This window comes from Microbacterium sp. (genome assembly GCF_049650565.1).
Classification (GTDB): domain Bacteria; phylum Actinomycetota; class Actinomycetes; order Actinomycetales; family Microbacteriaceae; genus Microbacterium.
Map to the genome: position 1 here is coordinate 1 of NZ_JBASAK010000063.1, position 18,694 is coordinate 18,694.

Annotated in this window: 18 protein-coding genes; 1 reads left to right on the forward strand and 17 read right to left on the reverse strand. The window is 69.6% G+C overall.

The window, feature by feature from the left end; translation table 11 throughout:
- The 12 genes from WA967_RS11065 to WA967_RS11120 all read right to left on the reverse strand — a co-directional run.
- Positions 1 to 989: aldehyde dehydrogenase family protein (locus WA967_RS11065; RefSeq protein WP_424422392.1), on the reverse strand; the 989-nt coding region annotated here is incomplete at its 3' end.
- Between the two features lie 236 nt (positions 990 to 1,225).
- A complete protein-coding gene (locus WA967_RS11070; RefSeq protein WP_424422395.1) occupies positions 1,226 to 2,227 on the reverse strand; it encodes a proline racemase family protein in 1,002 nt (333 codons plus the stop codon).
- Positions 2,228 to 2,297: 70 nt separating this feature from the next.
- The gene (locus WA967_RS11075; RefSeq protein WP_424422397.1) at positions 2,298 to 3,230 is read right to left on the reverse strand and encodes a dihydrodipicolinate synthase family protein; all 933 of its coding nucleotides are present in this window, start codon (positions 3,228 to 3,230) and stop codon (positions 2,298 to 2,300) included.
- Entirely contained in the window at positions 3,227 to 4,606 is a 1,380-nt protein-coding gene (locus WA967_RS11080) for an NAD(P)/FAD-dependent oxidoreductase (RefSeq protein WP_424422400.1), read from the reverse strand. The genes WA967_RS11075 and WA967_RS11080 overlap by 4 nt, the downstream gene beginning before the upstream one ends.
- The gene (locus WA967_RS11085) at positions 4,603 to 4,848 is read right to left on the reverse strand and encodes a (2Fe-2S)-binding protein (protein ID WP_424422402.1); all 246 of its coding nucleotides are present in this window, start codon (positions 4,846 to 4,848) and stop codon (positions 4,603 to 4,605) included. Before WA967_RS11085 ends, WA967_RS11080 begins: the two co-directional genes overlap by 4 nt.
- Complete coding sequence (locus tag WA967_RS11090) at positions 4,845 to 6,005, reverse strand: NAD(P)/FAD-dependent oxidoreductase (protein ID WP_424422405.1); 1,161 nt, start codon at positions 6,003 to 6,005, stop codon at positions 4,845 to 4,847. The genes WA967_RS11085 and WA967_RS11090 overlap by 4 nt, the downstream gene beginning before the upstream one ends.
- A gap of 128 nt (positions 6,006 to 6,133) precedes the next feature.
- Positions 6,134 to 6,844 (reverse strand): ABC transporter ATP-binding protein, encoded by a 711-nt coding sequence (locus WA967_RS11095; protein WP_424422408.1) that lies wholly within the window; start codon positions 6,842 to 6,844, stop codon positions 6,134 to 6,136.
- On the reverse strand, positions 6,841 to 7,746 hold the full coding sequence (locus WA967_RS11100) for an ABC transporter ATP-binding protein (RefSeq protein ID WP_424422411.1): 906 nt from the start codon (positions 7,744 to 7,746) through the stop codon (positions 6,841 to 6,843). The genes WA967_RS11095 and WA967_RS11100 overlap by 4 nt, the downstream gene beginning before the upstream one ends.
- Positions 7,743 to 8,900 carry a branched-chain amino acid ABC transporter permease gene (locus WA967_RS11105; protein ID WP_424422413.1) on the reverse strand — a complete coding sequence of 386 codons (1,158 nt, stop codon included), beginning with the start codon at positions 8,898 to 8,900 and terminating at the stop codon, positions 7,743 to 7,745. Before WA967_RS11105 ends, WA967_RS11100 begins: the two co-directional genes overlap by 4 nt.
- A 1-nt stretch (position 8,901) precedes the next feature.
- Positions 8,902 to 9,789, reverse strand: coding sequence for a branched-chain amino acid ABC transporter permease (locus tag WA967_RS11110; protein ID WP_424422416.1), 888 nt, complete (start codon positions 9,787 to 9,789; stop codon positions 8,902 to 8,904).
- A 79-nt stretch (positions 9,790 to 9,868) separates the two neighbouring features.
- The gene (locus WA967_RS11115) at positions 9,869 to 11,059 is read right to left on the reverse strand and encodes a branched-chain amino acid ABC transporter substrate-binding protein (RefSeq protein WP_424422419.1); all 1,191 of its coding nucleotides are present in this window, start codon (positions 11,057 to 11,059) and stop codon (positions 9,869 to 9,871) included.
- A 134-nt stretch (positions 11,060 to 11,193) separates the two neighbouring features.
- Positions 11,194 to 11,859 carry a GntR family transcriptional regulator gene (locus WA967_RS11120; RefSeq protein ID WP_424422422.1) on the reverse strand — a complete coding sequence of 222 codons (666 nt, stop codon included), beginning with the start codon at positions 11,857 to 11,859 and terminating at the stop codon, positions 11,194 to 11,196.
- Between the two features lie 169 nt (positions 11,860 to 12,028).
- On the opposite strand from WA967_RS11120, the gene WA967_RS11125 reads away from it, so the two are divergent.
- Complete coding sequence (locus WA967_RS11125) at positions 12,029 to 12,505, forward strand: HIT family protein (protein WP_424422424.1); 477 nt, start codon at positions 12,029 to 12,031, stop codon at positions 12,503 to 12,505.
- Here the strand turns inward: WA967_RS11125 and WA967_RS11130 are convergent, their stop codons facing one another.
- The 5 genes from WA967_RS11130 to WA967_RS11150 form a co-directional block, all read right to left on the reverse strand.
- Positions 12,506 to 13,156, reverse strand: coding sequence for a helix-turn-helix transcriptional regulator (locus tag WA967_RS11130; protein WP_424422427.1), 651 nt, complete (start codon positions 13,154 to 13,156; stop codon positions 12,506 to 12,508).
- Positions 13,157 to 13,373: 217 nt separating this feature from the next.
- The gene (gene narI / locus WA967_RS11135; protein WP_424422437.1) at positions 13,374 to 14,126 is read right to left on the reverse strand and encodes a respiratory nitrate reductase subunit gamma; all 753 of its coding nucleotides are present in this window, start codon (positions 14,124 to 14,126) and stop codon (positions 13,374 to 13,376) included.
- A gap of 5 nt (positions 14,127 to 14,131) precedes the next feature.
- Positions 14,132 to 14,866: a nitrate reductase molybdenum cofactor assembly chaperone gene (gene narJ, locus WA967_RS11140; RefSeq protein ID WP_424422430.1), complete on the reverse strand. Its 735-nt coding sequence runs from the start codon at positions 14,864 to 14,866 to the stop codon at positions 14,132 to 14,134.
- Positions 14,863 to 16,509, reverse strand: a complete 1,647-nt coding sequence (gene narH / locus WA967_RS11145) for a nitrate reductase subunit beta (RefSeq protein WP_424422433.1) — start codon at positions 16,507 to 16,509, stop codon at positions 14,863 to 14,865. Before narH ends, narJ begins: the two co-directional genes overlap by 4 nt.
- A 13-nt stretch (positions 16,510 to 16,522) precedes the next feature.
- Positions 16,523 to 18,694, reverse strand: a 2,172-nt coding sequence (locus WA967_RS11150; protein ID WP_424422435.1) for a molybdopterin-dependent oxidoreductase, incomplete at its 5' end; no start/stop codon positions are given.

The following is an 18,694-nucleotide window of genomic DNA, read 5'->3' on the forward strand; positions in this document are numbered from 1 at the left end:
GTGGGCGTCGCGAACGTCTGCCCCTCGTCGTCCACTCGCACCTCGCCGGCCGAGAGCACATCCACGCCCGAGGCTCCCAGCACATCGTCACGTCGACCCGCGAACGCCCGCCCGATGCCGGGGTTCAGCAGCCGGTGCTCGGCGACGGTCGCCACGGCGCCGCCCACCGACGAGAGATCGGCGTCCTCGGGCACGAACAGGAACCCGGGCTTGGTGCACAGCTGCCCGGCCGAACCCGCCACCGAGGCGACGAAGCCGTCCAGCAGGGCGGCATCCGCATACGTCGCGTACACGGGGTTCACGCTGCCGAGCTCGCCGAAGAACGGGATCGGCACCTCGCGCGCGGCGGCGATGTCGGCCAGCATCCGTCCGACGTGCGTGGATCCGGTGAAGGCGCCGGCCCGGATTCGCTCGTCCTTCAGCAGCGCGACCCCGTTCTCCTGACCCGTGATGAGCCGGAAGGTGCCCTCCGGCATGCCGGCGCCGCGCAGCGCGGCGATGACCACGTCGGCGGTGGCTCGAGAGAGCTCCGGATGCCCGGAGTGCGCCTTCACGACCACCGGGCAGCCTGCGGCGAGTGCGGCGGCCGTGTCGCCGCCGGCCACCGAGAAGGCGAACGGGAAGTTCGAGGCGGCGAAGTTCAGCACGGGGCCGACGGGCTCCAGCATCCGCCGGACGTCGGGTCGCGGGCCGATGACGTACTCCGGGTCGGCGAGGTCGATGCGCGCATCGAGGTAGCCGCCGTCGACGATGGTGTCGGCGAACAGGCGCAGCTGCCACGAGGTGCGACGCAGCTCTCCGGTCAGTCGCCCTTCGGCGAGGCCCGTCTCGCGCATGCCGATCGGAATGAGCTCGCCCGCGGCGGCATCCAGCGCATCGGCGACGGCCACGAGTGCGGCCGCGCGCTCACGCGGGCTGGTTCGGGCGAACGGGCGGGCAGCGGATGCCGCCGCCGCGGCGACCTGCTCCACGGTCTGGTTCTCGGTCACGTCGGTCTTCTCCTCGGTCTCGATCGAAGGTCTCAGGTCTCAGGTCTCAGGTCTCAGGTCTCAGTCGCGGGTCCCAGCCGCGGTCTCATGCGTGCGCCTGCCGCGGGGATGTGCGCTTCGCGCGGATGGATGCTGGGAATCCGTCCGCGGCAGGCGCATCTCTCCGCGCGAAGCGACCGGCATCCGGCGCCCCGCATCCGGCATCCGGCGCCCGGCATCCGGCGAAGCGATGCGCATCAGAATACGAACCCCTCGGGGAACGGGTCGTGCTCGTCGAGCAGGTACTGGCCCAGCCCGGTCACCCAGGCGCGACCGGTGATGGTCGGGATGACGGCCGGGCGGTCGCCCACGGTGGTCTCCCCCACAAGCCGGCCGATGAACTCGGTGCCGATGAACGACTCGTTCACGAAGTCGCACTCCAGCGCCAGCTCGCCGCGGGCGTGCAGCTCGGCCATCCGCGCGCTGGTGCCGGTGCCGCAGGGCGAGCGGTCGAACCAGCCGGGGTGGATCGCCATCGCGTGGCGGGAGCGCACCGCATCCGATCCGGGCGCGATGAATTCGACGTGGTGCACGTGGTTCGCCCCCTCGAGCACAGGATGCACGGGCGGCGCCTGCTCGTTGATGGCGTCCATGATCGCCAGGCCCGCGGCGAGGATGTCCCCCTGACGCGAACGGTCGAACGGCAGCTCCACCTCGTCCAGGTCGACCAGGGCGTAGAAGTTTCCGCCGAACGCGACCGAGTAGGTGATCTCGCCGATGCCGGGCACGTCGATGCGTTTGTCGAGCCGATCTACGAAGCTCGGCACGTTCTCGATGGTGACGTTCACGGCGCGACCGTCCTCCACCCGCACCCGGGCGATGACGAGCCCCGCCGGCACGTCGAGCCGGATCTCGGTGACCGGCTCCGTGACCTCGACCATCCCCGTCTCCACCAGCACGGTGGCTGTGCCGATGGTGCCGTGCCCGCACATCGGCAGGAAGCCGGATGCCTCGATGAACACCACGCCCCAGTCCGCGTCGGACCGGGCCGGCGGCTGCAGCAGCGCGCCCGACATGGCCGCGTGCCCGCGTGGCTCGTTCATGAGGAACCCGCGCAGGTGGTCGAGGTGCTCCATCGCGTACAGGCGACGGTCGTTCATCGTCTCGCCGGGAATGCGTCCGACGCCGCCGGTGACGACGCGTGTCGGCATCCCCTCAGTGTGTGAATCGACGGCCTGGATGGTCCGGCGAGCGCGCATCAGTTTCCTCCAAGTAGAGAGCGGGGAGGGAGGGGATGCCGAGCATCCCCTCCCTGAATCATCACACGCCTCAGGCGAGCACGGCCGCGCGCGCCCTGATCGCGGCGAGGGCCCGCTCGGTGTCGGCGGTGACCTGCGCGCGCTGCTCGTCGCTCAGCGGGCCGCGCGGCGGACGGGTCGGGCCGCCGTAGGAGTTGCCGCAGATGTCCATCGACAGCTTGATGGCCTGCACGAACTCGGTGCGGGTGTCCCACCGGAACACGGTCACCAGCTGCTCGTACAGCGACTTGGCCTCCTGCCACTTGCCGTCGGCGAGCAGGGTGTACAGCTCGACGGCCTCGCGCGGGAAGGCGTTGGGGTACCCGGCGAACCAGCCCACGGCGCCGTTGACCATCAGCTCGAAGAGCACGTCGTCGGCGCCGGCGATGATGTCGATATCGCAGAGCTCCTTGATCTCGTACACGCGGCGCACGTCGCCGGAGAACTCCTTGATCGCGACGACCTCGGGGATCTCGGCGAGCTTGGCGACCAGCGAGGGCAGCAGGTCGACCTTGGTGTCGTACGGGTTGTTGTACGCCATGATGGGCAGGCCCGCCTTGGCGACCTCCTCGTAGTGCGCGATGATCTCGCGCTCGTTGGCCTTGTAGACGATCGGCGGGAGCAGCAGCACGCCGTCCGCGCCGTCCTCACGGGCGTACTCGGCCCACTGGCGCGCCTGGTGGCTGCCGACGCCGTGAGCGCCCGCGATCACGATGCCGCGGCCGTCGACGGCCTCGACGGCGACCTGGATGACCTTGCGGCGCTCCTCGTCGGTCAGCGAGGAGTACTCGCCCAGCGACCCGTTGGGACCGACACCGCGGCATCCGTTGGACATCAGGAAGTCGACGTGCTCGCCGAACTTGTCGTAGTCGACGGCCAGGCCGGCCGGGGCGGACGCGTCTTCCTTGAATGCGAGCGCTGTGGCGACGACGACGCCGCCGAGGTCCATGCTCTTCTCCGTCATGATGATTCTCCTTCTGAAGGGGTGTTGGGTGTGGATGCTCGGTGCGCGGCGAGCTCGCCGATGCGCACCGATGACAGGACGGGCCGGTGATCGAACCGGGATCCGGATGCGCCGATGATGTCCTCGACGCTGCGGCCGCAGGTGCGGCCCTGGCAGGGCCCGAGGCCGGCGCGGGTGGCCAGGCGCATGCCGCGCGCCGACGCATCCGCGTACTCGACGATGGTTGCGCGGGTGACCGACTCGCAACGGCAGACGACGGTGTCGTCGTCGAGCCAGCTGGTCCAGCCGGGACGGATGCCGTGGGTCTTCAGCCGCTCGGCGAACGCGTGCATCCGGCGGCGGGCGGTCAGCGGACTCCGGTAGCGAAGGTCGGCCTCGGGCACGCCCGCGGCCGCGAGACCGGCGATCGCGCCCTCGGCGAGCGCGGCATCCGCCCCGCCGATGCCGGTGATCTCGCCGGCGGCATGCACGCCCGGGATGCTGGTGAGCTGCTGAGCGTCGACTCGCACGAACCGGTCCGCGGTGATGGCGCAACCGAACTGGATGGCGGCCTCCAGGCGGGGAGTGAAGCCGTGTCCGAGGGCGACGGCGTCGCACTCGACGGTGCGCTCCGTGCCGGGGATGGGCCGCCAGTCCGCGTCGATGCGCTGCACCGTCACGGCTTCCACGGCGCTCGTGCCGTGGATGCGGGTGACCGCACTGCCGAGCCGGTACGGCGTCCGGTGCTTCAGGAGCGTGCCGACGTAGGATCCGAGTTCGCCGGCCTTGCCCGCTGCGGCGCCGAGCTCCCACGGGTTGCGGCCCCAGCCGGCGAGCAGGGTGCGGGCGGAGGCCGCCTCGACGACCTCGGCGACCTCGCCGCCGAGGAGGGCGACGCTCTGCGCCACGGGGAGCAGGAACGGACCGGCGCCGGCGACGACCGTGCGGGTACCGAGGGCGATCCCGTCGCGCTTGGCGAGCGCCTGCACGGCGCCCGCGGAGGTCACGCCGGGGAGGGTCCAGCCGGGCACGGGCAGTACGCGGTCGTGCGCTCCGGTGGCCAGCACCACGGCATCCGCTTCCAGCGTCTCACCCCGGCGCTGCGGGGCATCGACGGGGCCGACCATCACGTGCACACGCAGCGGTGTGCCGGTCTCGACACGCCAGACGCTGGCGGAGGACAGCATCCGCACGCTCCGCAGCGCCTGCTGAAGGGAGACGAACCTGCCCGGCTGGTGCTGCAGCCGCGGGTCGGTGAAGTCGGGGTGGTGGCGCCAGAACTGACCGCCTGGGCGTTCACCCTCGTCGACGACGGTGACGTCGGCACCGGCCTGGGAGGCGGATGCCGCGGCCGCGAGCCCTGCGGGACCTGCGCCGATCACGACGATGCGCGTCATGCCCGCACCTCCCGCTCGACGACGTCGCCCTCGCAGGCGGTGCGCTGACAGGCGCGCACGCCCTCGGCGCCGTTCACGGTGACGACGCAGTCCTGGCAGATTCCGATACCGCAGAAGATGCCGCGCTCGGACCCCGACGCGATGCGCCAGGTGCGGTGCCCGTTCGCGAGCAGGATGCCGCCGATGCTCTGACCTTCGCGCCCGGAGAGCTGCTCGCCGTCGAAGCTGATGTGCACGCTCATGCGAGGATCCCCTGCAGGGTGGGACGGGACGGGAGGAAGGGCGCCGGATCCAGAGGCGCGGGAGTGCCGAGGATGGCGTGCGCGATCAGGGCGCCGGTGGTGGGCGCCAGGCCGATGCCGGCGCCCTCGTGGCCGGCGGCGTGGAACAGGCCGTCGATGCGGGCATCCGCGCCGATCGCCGGCAGGTGATCCGGCGCGTAGGGGCGGAACCCGAAGTACGTGCGCAGCAGCATGATGTCGCGCAGGAACGGGAACAGCCTCGTGGCCTTGTCGGCGATCTCGGCCAGCGGCGCCAGCAGTCCCTCATCGGAGAAGCCCACGCGTTCGCGGCTGGAGCCGATCAGCACCGTGCCGCCCTGGGTCGACTCGACGACCGTGGAGGTCTGCAGCGCGGCATCCCCCGACCCGACCGCCCCGACGTAGTCGGCGTCGTACACCTTGTGGAACACGCGCTGCGGCATGGGCGCGGTCACGAGGATCGTGCCGCGTCGCGGACGGATGTCGAGCACCGAGCCGAACAGCGCCGCCGCGTCGCCCGACCACGGACCCGCGCAGATCACGACGGCGTCGGCGTCGATGCGACCGTCGGTGGTCTGCACGCCGCGCACACGGTCGTGCTCGACGATGCCGGCGGTGACCTCGGTGATGCGCAGCTGCGCGCCGAGGTGCCTGGCGCGGGCCATCATGGCCTGGGCTGCCAGGCTCGGCTGCACCTGTGCGTCGTCCGGGTAGTGCACGCCGACGGCGACCTCGGATGAGAGATGCGGTTCGGCCCCCCGCAGCGCCTTCTCGTCGAGAACGTCGGCTCGGATGCCGATCCCCCGCTGCGCGGTGGCGAACCTCTCGAGGGCACCGGCACCGCCGGGGAAGGCCACGACGATGCCGCCCTTGGGCTCGAACTCGGTGGCGGGCTGCCCCGGTACGCGGTCGGCATCCAGTCGTGCGGCGAGCTCGCGCCAGGCGCGGTTCGCCTCGATGGCCATCAGCGCCTCGGCACCGGGCTCCTTGTCGGAGACGAGGATGTTGCCCTCGCAGCGGCTGGAGGTCTCCCCGGCCACGCCGGCGCGGTCGACGACGATCACCTCGGCGCCGGCTTCGGTGAGGGCCAGCGCGCACGCGGCGCCGACAGCACCCGCGCCGATCACGATGATCCGCATCCGCTCCTCCTCATCCGACGGTCAACCCTGTACCATGTGACATATTACCCAATTCGAAGCGCTCACGCCAGCCCCCTTCCGGAAGCGGCGCGAGCACGATCGAAGACGACGAACAGCCCCGCCGAGAATCAGCCGCCCAGGTAGGCGTCGATCACGCGGGCATCGGCCGCGAGCTCCGCGGCGGTGCCCTCCATCGTGGTCCTGCCGGTCTCCACGACGTACGCGCGGTCGGCGATCTTCAGCGCGGCCCGCGCGTTCTGCTCCACGAGCAGCACCGTCGTGCCCTGCGCGTTGACGGCCTGGATGGTCTCCATGACCTGCTTGACGACCAGCGGCGCGAGCCCCATCGAGGGCTCGTCCAGCAGCAGCAGCTTGGGCCCGCCGACGATGGCTCGGCCGATGGCCACCATCTGCTGCTCACCGCCCGAGAGCGTGCCACCCTGCTGCTTGCGCCGCTCGGCCAGCCGCGGCATCAGCTGGTACACCTGATCCACGCGCTGCGCGATGAGCTTCTGATCGCGCACGGTGTACCCGCCCAGCAGCAGGTTCTCGTGCACGGTCATGGTCGAGAAGATGCGCCGCCCCTCGGGCACGTGGATGAGCCCGGATGCGACGATGTCCCACGGCTTGGCGGTCGTGAGGTCCATGTCGCCCCAGCGCACCGCGCCGGACTTCGGGCGCACCAGGCCCGAGAGCATGTTCATGGTGGTGGACTTGCCCGCGCCGTTGTTGCCCAGCAGGCAGACGATCTCGCCGTCCGCCACCTGGAAGCTCAGCTCGCGCAGCGCGTGCACCCGCCCGTAGTAGACGTCGGCGGCGTCGACGATCAGCGCGCTCATGAGAGCTTCCCCTTCTCATCCAGCAGTGACAGATCGACGGTGCCGGTCTGCAGCTTTGTGTCGTCCAGCGGCTCGTCCTCCACGCCCAGGTACGCCTCGATCACGATCGGGTCGTTCTTGATCTGCTCGGGAGTCCCCACGGCGATCTCCTTGCCGTAGTTGAGCACGACGATGCGCTCGGCCAGGTTCATGATCAGGCCCATGTCGTGCTCGATGAGCACGACCGCGACACCCCGATCCCGGATGCTGCGGATCAGCTGCATGAGGGCCTGCTTCTCGTTGAAGTTCAGGCCCGCCGCGGGCTCGTCCAGCAGCAGCAGCCTGGGCTGCGTGGCCAGGGCTCGCGCGATCTCCACCCGGCGCTGCTCGCCGTACGGCAGCTGCGTGACGAACAGGTTCTCGTCGCCCTCGAAGCCCACGAAGTCCAACCAGCCGCGGGCCTGCTCGGCGCACTCCCGCTCGGCGCGGCGGTAGCCGGGCGTGTGCAGGAGCGTGGCCCAGAAGCCCTCGCGGATGTTGGCGTGCATGGCGGTCTTGACGTTGTCCAGCACGCTCAGCTCGCGGAACAGCCGCAGGTTCTGGAACGTGCGCGCCATGCCCCACTTGGTGACCCGAGACGGCAGCACCCGGTAGAACCCGAAGCTCTGCAGCAGATCGACCAGGCGCAGCGAGCGCCAGAACCCCGGCGCGTTGCGCACGATGTCCTTGCCGTCGAAGACCACCTTGCCCGAGGTGGGCAGGTAGAACCCCGAGATGCAGTTGAACGCGCTGGTCTTGCCCGCGCCGTTCGGCCCGATCACGGCCAGGATCTCCCCCGACTCGACGGTGAAGCTCAGCCCATCGACGGCCTTCACGCCGCCGAACTGCAGGCGCAGGTCCTTGACCTCCAGCAGCGTGCTCATCGGGCATCCTCCCCTTCGGCAGTGGTGAGATCCTCGTTCGACGCGGATGACGGCACGGCCCTGAACCCCGCCGTCGGCGGTGCGACCGGCCGGTGCTTCTTCAGCCACGGCAGGATCGCGGTGGACGGCCACAGTCCCGCCGGGCGGAACAGCATGACGACCACGAGCAGGATGCCGAAGATCAGGAAGCGCCATTCGGAGAAGTCGCGCAGCAGCTCCGGCGCCAGCGACACGAACAGCGCGCCGATGATGACACCGGGCGTGGAGCCCATGCCGCCCAGCACGACGGCCATCAGGATCAGCGCCGAGTACAGGAACTGGAAGCTGTTCGGGCTGATGGCGGACAGCTGCGTGGCCATCAGCTGGCCCGCGACGCCCGCCCAGACCGCGCCGATGATGTAGGCCGTGATCTTGGCGATGTAGGTGTTGATGCCCATGGCCTCGGCCGCGTCCTCGTCGTCGCGCACGGCCTTCCAGGCCCGGCCCATCTTGCCCTTGGCCAGGCGTCCCGCGCCGATCACGCCGACCAGCACGACGATGGCCGCGACGAAGTAGTAGAACACCACGCGCTGCGGGAACTCGATGCCGAACAGCGTGAAGCCGTCGGCGAAGCTCCAGCTGCCGAACGACCAGGTCGGGATGCCGTGGATTCCGGTGGGGCCGCCGGTGATCTTGAGGTTGTTGGCGGTGATCCGGATGATCTCGCCGAAGCCCAGCGTGACGATGGCCAGGTAGTCGCTGCGCAGTCGCAGCGTCGGTGCGCCGATGATGATGCCGGCGAGGATGCAGGCGAGGATCGTCATGGGCAGCGCCGCCCACATCGGCCAGCCCAGCACCGTGGTGAAGATGCCGGAGACGTAGGCGCCGACGGCGAAGAAGGCGATGTATCCGAGGTCGAGCAGGCCGGCGTAGCCGACGACCACGTTCAGCCCCATCGCGAACATCACGTAGATGAGCGCGCTGGTGGCCACCGACATCGTGTAGCGGGAGGCGTCCATGAACGGCAGCACGACCAGCAGCACGACGCACAGCACGCCGAGCGCCCGCAGGAAGCCCCTGTTGGAGTTGAAGATGCCGCCGGGTGCGGCCGGGCGGTCGAAAAGCGGGGACGGTGCGCGCAGCGCGGCATCCGTTTTGCTCTGCAGACGGGACATGTCACATCCTCTCGACGACGCGGGCGCCGAGGAGCCCGGTCGGTTTGAAGGTGAGGAACAGGATGAGGAAGGCGAACGAGAACACGTCGCGCCATTCGCCGCCGAACCATGCGGAGCCGAAGGACTCCAGCAGCCCCAGCAGCAGGCCGCCGAGCATGGCCCCGTACAGGTTGCCGATGCCGCCGATGACCGCGGCGGTGAACGCCTTCAGGCCGATGATGAAGCCCATCAGGAAGTCGATCGAGCCGTAGTACGCCCCGGCCATGACGCCGGCAGCGCCGGCCAGCGCGGATCCGATGAAGAACACCGTCGCGATGACGCGGTTGACGTTCACGCCCATGAGCTGGGCGCCCTGCGGGTCCAGTGCGATGGCGCGCATGGCGCGGCCCTCACGGGTGCGCTCGACGATGTGCGCGAGCACGAGCATGAGCGCCGCGGCGATCACGACCAGCACGATCTGCGCGGCGGTGATGCGCATGCCGGCGAAGTTGAATCCGTTCGACTCCAGGCGCACGGGGAACGCCTCGGGGTTCGGGCCCCAGATCTGCCGTGCCGCGTACTCCAGCGTGAAGGAGACGCCGATGGCGGTGATCAGCACGGCCAGGCGCGGGCTCGAGCGCAGCGGGCGATAGGCGATGCGCTCGATGACGACACCGATCAGGCCCGTCATCACCATCGACAGCAGCATGATCACCAGCAGCAGCCCGATGGACGACTCGTTGGAGATGCCGAAGGACGAGAGCGTCGCGAAGCCGACGAAGGCCCCGAGCATGTAGATGTCGCCGTGGGCGAAGTTCAGCAGCTTGATGATCCCGTAGACCATGCTGTAGCCGAGGGCGACGAGGGCGTAGAACGAGCCGACGATCAGGCCGTTCCAGATGAGTTGCATCACAGGGGGATGTCCTTCCGCATCGAAGGGTGTGCAGAGCCTGAAGCGGGGGCGGCGCGAGCCGCCCCCGCTCCGGGACTCAGCCCTGGAGGTCGTCCTTGAGGACGAAGTTGCCCGTGGCCGGGTCGATGCCGACGATCACGAAGCCACCGCCCGAGAGCGTGTGGTCCTTGGTGAAGCTCAGCGGACCGGCGAAGGTCTTGAAGCCCTTCAGGTCCTCGAGCGCCTTGCTGACCTTCGTGATGTCGGTGCTCTTGGCATCCGTCATCGCCTGCGCGACCACCTTGACGGCGTCGTACGACTGCGTGGAGTAGGGCCCGGGGGCTGCACCGGCGAGCTTCTGGTAGTCGGCGATCCAGCTGTCGGCGCCCTTGATCATGTCGGGCGTCTGGGTGAAGGTGCCCAGCACGTGGTCGGTGTAGCCCTTGCCCGCGATCTGCGCGAACTTCGCGTCGACCGAGCCGTCGCCGACGAGGAACTGGCCGGTGTAACCGGCATCCGTCGCCTGGCGGACGATCAGGCCGCCCTCCTGGTAGTAGCCGGTCCAGTAGACCAGCGCGGGCTTCTTGTTCGCCAGCTGCGTGGCCACCGAAGAGTAGTCGTTCTCGCCGGGGGTGACGGTCGCCTCGAACGAGACGGTCAGGCCGGCCTCCTTCGCCTGCGTCACGAACGAGGTCGCGAGGTCGGCGGAGTACGCGCTGGCGTCGTTGATGGCGGCGACGTCGGTGAGCCCGGCCTTCTTCGCGTACTTCACCGCGGCGGCCGCCTGCTGCGTGCCGGTGCCGTTGATGAGGAAGACGCCGGGGAGCTTCTGCTTGACCAGCTCGTTGGAGTTGGCGGCGGGAATCACCATCGGGACCTTGGCCTCGTTGAAGATCGGCAGGGTGGGCAGGGTCGCGCCGGAGCAGTATCCGCCGACGGATGCCGAGATGCCCTCGGTGACGAGCTTGTTGGCCGCCGCGACCGCGGTGGTCGCGTCGCAGGCGCCGTCCTCGACGACCAGTTCGAGCTTGCGTCCGTCGACGCCGCCCTTCGCGTTGATCTCGTTGACCGCCAGCTGCGCGCCGTTCTTCATGTAGTCGCCGAAGGCCGACTCACTGCCCGAGAACGGGGCGATCATGCCGAGCTTGATGGGGCCGTCGGAGTTTCCGGAATCGCCGGAATCGCTGCTGCCGAGGCCGCTGGAGCAGCCTGCGGCGGTGAGGATGATCGCGCCGGCGACGGCGGCGACGGACAGTGCGCGTCGGATGCGCGGGGTTCGGGTGTGCATGTGCTTGTCCTCCTGGGGTGCGTCATTGCAGTGCCGCTGATAGCACGTGACACATTACCTGGATTGACGGCTGTTGCGGAACCCTCGAGACCGATCCGTGACCCTGGGAACCGCGTTCCCGCCCGCGGCCACGATCAGTCCTCTTCGCGGCCGCTCCACACGCCGCCGACATGGCGGATGTGCTGGCGCATCAGCGCCTCGGCATCCTCACCCCGACCGGCCACCAGCAGGTCGACCAGCTCGGCATGCTCGAGCGAGGTGGAGATGAGCGCGTCGCTCTCGGCGAGGCGCACCAGGCCGACCAGCCGCGTCTGCTGGCGCAGTTCGCGCACGGTCTCGACGAGCCTGTGGTTGCCCGTGGCCTCGAGGATGCGCAGGTGGAACGCGGTGTCAGAGGCGAGGTACTCGTCGAACTTGGCGGCGCGCGCGGCGGCGACGATGCGGTCGGCGATCTCGCGCAGCTCTTCTACCGTGGCCTCGTCGAGGGTGCCTGCGACCTGGCGCATGGGCGGCGCCTCCAGCAGCATCCGCACCTCGCTGAGCTCTCGCAGCTCGTCGGGCGAGACCTCCGTGACCTCGAAGCCACGGTTTCGGATGGGGCGCAGGAATCCGCGGCGGGCGAGGTTCAGCATCGCTTCGCGCACCGGTGTCGCGCTCACGCCGAAGTCGCCGGCGAGGGTGGGGACGGTCAGAACCTGTCCGGGCGGGATCTCTCCCGAGACGATCCGGGATGCCAGCTGCCCCTCGACCTGCTCGCGCAGGCTCTCGGCAGGTGAGAGAAGGGTGCCGAAGCTGCTCATCGCTCGCCCCCGGGAAGTTCCGTCATGCGTCATATGGTACCGGCGACGGTCGTCACCGGACCGAAACGACCTCCGCATGAGTCCGACGTGTCCTCCGCCTCATGGGTCTGCGCTGCGCGCGGTGGGCTGCCGCACGAAGCGCACGGCAGCCGCGCCCTAGGCTCGACGCATGGACTGGCGCGAAGATCGGATCGGGGCGGCGGCGCGCGGGGAGAACCCGACACTGCTGGCGGAGACGCCGGCGGGGTATGCGGTGATGGGCGACGTGCAGTTCCTCCCGGGGTACTGCGTGCTCTTGAGCAGGAATCCGGGTGCCAGGGCCCTGGCCGAGCTGCCGCGCGCGGAGCGCGTGCAGTACCTGGCCGACGCGGACATGCTCGCAACCGCCGTCGAGCGTGCGTGCCGGATGCACGACCCGCAGTTCCGGAGGATCAACATCGAGATCCTCGGCAACGCGGACGCCTTCGTGCACACCCACATCTGGCCGCGTTACGAGTGGGAGCCGGATACCGTCATCCGAAAGCCCGTCTGGATGTATTCGACCGCGCACTGGGCCGACCCCGCACACGAACTGGATGCCCGCCACGACGCGCTGCGCGCCTCGATCGCCACAGAACTGACCGCACTGCTGGCGTCGCCGGACTGATCAGGCCGCGTGAAGCCTCAGCTGGATCGTGCACTCCTCGGGACGGGCCGCGGCGCGCACGCAGTCCGCAGCCAGCGGGCCGCCGGCCTGGGTGAGCACGCCCTGCATGAGCCCGAGGTGCACCTGGCACAGGACCGGGCGATGCTCCGGACGGCTGACGACGTGCGGGCACGGGGTCAGCTCCACGGTCAGCTCGCCCTCATCGATGACGGGCTCGAAGCCGCTCTCCTCGAGGTGGTCGATGAGCGCGTCCAGCTGGTAGGTGGCGTCGCGGCCCAGCTCCGACTCCTGGAAGTCCAAGACCCGGCGGATCATGTCGCCGCGCCGAGCGGCCTCGGCCACCTTGTCGCGCGCGACGGGGCTCGACGCCTCTGGTGCTCCGGTGGCCGCGGAGTACAGCGTGCGCGGGCGGCCGCGGGTGGTGCGGTGCTCGATGGAGGGGATGACGTAGCCGCCGTCGATGAGCCGCTGCAGGTGCTCGCGCACGGTGTTCGCGTGCAGCCCCGTGGACTCGCACAGCTCGCCGATCGTGAGTTCGGGGCGCTCCCGCTCTGCGCGCCCGTGCTCGGCATCCGCCTCGAACAGCAGATGCAGGATCTGCACCCGCGAGTAGCTCGAGATCGGTCCGTAAGCGACCCCTCCGCCTGTCATGCCCTCATCATGACAGACACCCGACACGCCCGGAAAGGGCTGGGCCGTGAATAATCGGGCGACGACGTTTCGACGAGCTCAGCGACCCAGGAGGCGAGACCCCGACGTGCACGCGAGGGCGCAGGGACGTTCCGGAGTGAGCATCGGGGAGGAGCGCAGCGGAGGGGTCCCCGCTCTGCGAACGAAGGAACGTCCCGGAGCCCGGCCCGCAGAAATGCTACGGCCTCCGCAGCCGCGCGGGGTCCGGCGCCGCGCCCACGGGATCCCAGCCGCGCTTGGGTGACTGCGAACCGCGGTGGTCGTCGCGCGAGCGGTACACGATGTACGGGCGGAACAGGTACCCGACCGGCGCCGAGAACACGTGCACGAGGCGGGTGAACGGCCACAGCGCGAACAGGATGCAGGCGGTCAGCACGTGCAGCTGGAACAGCAGCGGAACGTCGACCATCAGTTCCGGCCGCGGGCGGAAGATCAGGGCCTCGCGGATCCACGGCGAGATGGTCTCGCGGTAGTGGAATCCCGGCCCGAACACCTGGTGCACGACCGTGGCCGCCGTGCCGAACAGGAGCGTCGCCCCCAGCAGCACGTACATGATCTTGTCCATCACGGTGGTCGCCAGGAACACCGCCGGCACCGTGCGCCGCCGGAAGATCAGGATCGCCAGCCCCGCCAGCGTCAGCACTGCGGCGAAGGTGCCGAGCACCGTGGCACCCAGGTGGTAGATCTCCTCGCTGATACCGATGGCGTACAGCCACTCGCGCGGGATGAACAGCCCGACCGCGTGCCCCGCGATCACCATCAGGATGCCGAAGTGGAACATCGGCGACCCCCACCGCAGCAGCCGGTTCTCGTAGGTCTGCGACGAGCGGGTCGTCCACCCGAACTTGTCGTAGCGGTAGCGCCAGATGTGCCCGACGATGAAGATCGCGCCGCACATGTACGGCAGCGCCACCCACAGCAGGATCTGCATGGTGCTCACGGCCGGTCCCCCGTTCCGATCAGTCCGGTGTCGGCCGGCATCGAGTTCCCCATCGGCCGGTAGGTCGGAATGGGCAGGCTCAGCCCCACGGTCTCGGTCGGCGGCCCCTCGTTCACCAGCGCTGCCACGCGCTCGCGGGTGCGCTGATCCACCTTCGGCAGCGACAGCGTGACGGCGCGCACGACGCCCGCCCACGGCGAGTCCATGCTCTCCAGCGCAGCCCGCAGCACCTCGATGCCCTCGCGGTGCGCCGCGAGCACGGCATCCGCCACATCCGACTGCGACCGCGCCGAGAACTCCAGCACCGCCGGCAGGTAGTCCGGCAGCTCGTCGGCGTCGAACTCCCACCCCGCCGCGCGGTACGCGTCGAGGAACGTCACCAGCGCCGTGCCACGCCGGCGCGTGTCGCCAGTGGCGTAGTAGCTGAGATACAGCGAGCACTTGCGCTTGAGATCGAAGGTGGTCACGTACATCTTCTGCAGAGCGGATGCGCCGCTCTCGCGCGCCGCGTGCAGCAGCCCGCCGAGGGGTTCGCCAACGGATGCCGGCAGCGCGGCCGCATGCGCTTCGAAGACCGGAAGGCGCTCGAACCACTGCGCGTCGGGATAGTCCAGCAGCAGCGAGGCCAGCATGTGCACCATGCGACGCTGCTCGCGGCTGAGGGATGCCGGAGCCAAGGCGTCGGGCAGGGCGCGGCGCGGCGTGACGCGGGCAGGAGCGGCGGTTCTCACGACCCCTCGCCTTCTGACGGCGGGAACAGCCCCTGGGGCCTTCCGTTGCCGTCCCAGTTCAGCAGGTTGATGCGCCCCGGCGTCGACGGGCGGTCGGCGGTCTGCCGATCCGAGAGTGCGTGGAAGTTCTCCACGGCCACCGGCACGGAATGCCCGCTGGCAGCGCCGAACGGACCGCCCGCGCCGCCCATGCCCGGACCGCCCTCGAAGTCCAGAGAGCAGGCCATCTCCTCGAGGTCGTGCGCCTGCTCGTGGTGGGCCGCGGGGATGACGTAGCGCTCCTCGTACTTGGCGATGGCCAGCAGCCGGTACATCTCCTCGATCTCCCGGCCGGTCATGCCGACGGCCTCGGCGATGGATTCCTCGCGCACGTCGTCGATCGAGACCCCGCGCATGTACGAGCGCATGGCGGCGAGCTTGCGCAGCGCGGCATCCACCGGCGCCACATCGCCCGCCGTGAACAGCTCGGCCAGGTACTCGATCGGGATGCGCAGCTTGTCGATGGCAGCGAACAGCGTGCGGGCATCCTCGCCGTCGTTGCCCGATCCGGTCACCACGTCGACCACGGGCGAGAGCGGCGGGATGTACCAGACCATCGGCATGGTGCGGTACTCCGGATGCAGCGGCAGCGCCACCTCGTAGTCGTGGAGGAGCCGCCAGACGGGGCTGCGCTGGGCGGCCTCGATCCAGTCCTCCGCGATGCCATCGCGCCGGGCCGCCTCGATCACGTCGGGGTCGTGCGGGTCCAGCAGCACCGAGCGCTGCGCGTTCAGCAGCTCGTGCGGATCCTCCACGGCTGCGGCGTCGGCCACGGCATCCCCGTCGTACAGCACCAGGCCCAGGTACCGCAGCCGGCCCACGCAGGTCTCCGAGCACACGGTCGGCAGGCCCACCTCGATGCGCGGGTAGCAGAACGTGCACTTCTCGGCCTTGCCGGTCTTGTGGTTGAAGTAGACCTTCTTGTACGGGCATCCGGAGATGCACATCCGCCAGCCGCGGCAGGCGTCCTGGTCGACGAGGACGATGCCGTCCTCCTGGCGCTTGTACATCGCACCCGAGGGGCACGACGCCACGCACGACGGGTTCAGGCAGTGCTCGCAGATGCGCGGCAGGTAGAACATGAAGGCCTTCTCGAACTCGGCCTTCACCTCGCCGCTCATCTTCTGCAGGATGGGGTCCTGCTGCATCGTCTCCACGGAGCCGCCCAGGTCGTCGTCCCAGTTGGCCGACCAGGACACCTTCATGTCCTTGCCGGTGATCAGGCTCTTCGGGCGCGCGACGGGGGTGTGCTCACCGCCGGGTGCGTTCACGAGCATGTCGTAGTCGTAGGTCCACGGCTCGTAGTAGTCGTCGATGCCGGGCAGCTTGGGGTTGGAGAAGATGCGCGCGAGCTTGGACAGCCGCCCGCCGGCGCGCAGCCGAAGCCGGCCGCGCTTGTCGCGCACCCAGCCGCCCTGCCACTTCTCCTGGTCCTCATAGCCGCGCGGGTAGCCGACGCCCGGCCGGGTCTCGACGTTGTTGAACCACACGTACTCCACGCCGGTGCGGTTCGTCCACGCCTGCTTGCATGTGACCGAGCAGGTGTGGCATCCGATGCACTTGTCGAGGTTCATCACCATCGACATCTGAGCCATTACCTTCATGACACTGCGCCCTTCATCGGTACTGCACTTCCTGCGAGCGGCGGCGGATCGTGGTGACCTCGTCGCGCTGGTTCCCCGTCGGCCCCAGATAGTTGAACGCCCACGCCAGCTGTGCGTAGCCGCCGATCAGGTGACTGGGCTTGAGCAGGATGCGCGTGAGGGAGTTGTGAATGCCGCCGCGCAGCCCGCTGGTCTCGCTGATCGGCACATCGACCGTGCGGTCCTTCGCGTGGTACATGTACACCGTGCCCTCAGGCATCCGGTGCGACACGTTGGCCCGCGCGACGACCACGCCGTTGCGGTTGTACGACTCGATCCAGTCGTTGTCGCGCACGCCGATCTTCTCGGCATCCTGCGGACTCATCCAGATCGTGGGGCCGCCTCGCGAGAGCGAGAGCATGAACAGGTTGTCCTGGTACTCCGAGTGGATCGACCACTTGGAGTGCGGGGTCAGGTAGCGCACGTTGACCTCGGCGCCGGATGCCGTGCCCGGCACCACATCGCCGAACAGGCGGGCCATGTCCAGCGGCGGGCGGTAGATCGGCAGCGCCTCGCCCAGCTCGTCCATCCAGTCGTGGTCGAGGTAGAAGTGCTGCCGGCCGGTGAGCGTGTGCCAGGGCTTGAGGTGCTCGACGTTGATCGCGAACGCCGTGTACCGCCGGCCGCCGTGCTCGGAGCCGGACCACTCCGGCGAGGTGATCACGCTGCGCGGCTGCACCGACACGTCCTGGAACGACAGGTGCGTGCCCTCGTGCTCGTCGGCGAGGAACGCCAGCTGCTGTCCGGTGTGCTTCTCCAGCTGCCGGAAGCCCTGCACGGCCAGGCGGCCATTGCTGGTGCCGGAGAACGCCAGGATCATCTCGCAGGCGCGCTGGTCGGAGTCCAGTCGCACGCTGCCCGCGTACGGACCCGCGACTGTCGTGCCGTTCTTCTCGGCCAGCCACGCGATCTCGGGCTCGGGATGGTACGTGACGCCCTTGGTGGTCATGCCGAGTTCGCCGCTCAGCGGGCCCAGCGAGCGCCACTGCTCTGCGAGGTTCGGGTAGTCGCGCTCCACGACCTTCAGCTTCGGCATGGTCACGCCCGGCACCCGCGGCAGGTCGTGCACCCGGCCGTGCGGGGTGGCCATCACGTCGGGGGTGTCGTGCTGCAGCGGCGTGGCCACCACATCGCGCCGCACGCCCAGGTGGGTTCGGGCCATCTCGCTGAAGCGCTCCGCGAGGATGCGGAACGTCTCGAAGTCCGTCTTCGTCTGCCACGGCGGGGCGATGGCCGGGTTGAACGCGTGGATGAACGGATGCATGTCCGTGGAGGACAGGTCGTACTTCTCGTACCAGGTGGCCGCCGGCAGCACGATGTCGCTGAACAGCGTGGTGCTGGTCATGCGGAAGTCCGCCGTCATGAGCAGGTCGAGCTTGCCCTCGGGGGCCTTCTCGCGCCAGGTCATCGAGACCGGGCGGGAGCCCGCGGCGGCCTCGGGGGCGCGCACGGCGGCATCCGTGCCCAGCAGGTGCTTGAGGAAGTACTCGTTGCCCTTGCCCGAGGAGCCCAGCACGTTGGCGCGCCACATGGTCATCACGCGCGGGAAGTTGGCCGGGTCGTCCGGGTCCTCCACGGCGAAGCGCAGCGAGCCGTCATCCAGGCTGTCCACGACGTGCTGCGCGGGGTCCTTGCCCGCCGCCTCCGCCTCGGCCACCAGATCGAGCGGGTTCCGGTCGAAGGTGGGGTAGCTGGGCATCCAGCCCCGCTGCACCGACTCGACCAGGCAGTCGGCAGTGGTGCGGCCGTGGAACGTGCCGCGGCCCAGCGGCGAGGCGAGCTGGTCGGCCGGCAGCCCGTCGTAGCGCCACTGGTCGGTGGACAGGTAGAAGAAGGCCGTGCCGATCGTGTAGCGCGGCGGACGCACCCAGTCGGATGCCCCCGCGTACTGCTGGTAGCCGGTGAGCGGGCGCACCTTCTCCTGGCCCACGTAGTGCGCCCATCCCCCGCCGTTCACGCCCTGGCATCCGGTCATCGTGGTCAGCGCGAGGAAGGTGCGGTAGATGGTGTCGGAGTGGAACCAGTGGTTGGTGCCGGCGCCCATCAGGATCATCGAGCGGCCACCCGATCGCTCGGCGTTGTCGGCGAACTCGCGGCCGATGCGGATGGCCTGCTCGGCGGGCACCGAGGTGTGCTCCTCCTGCCA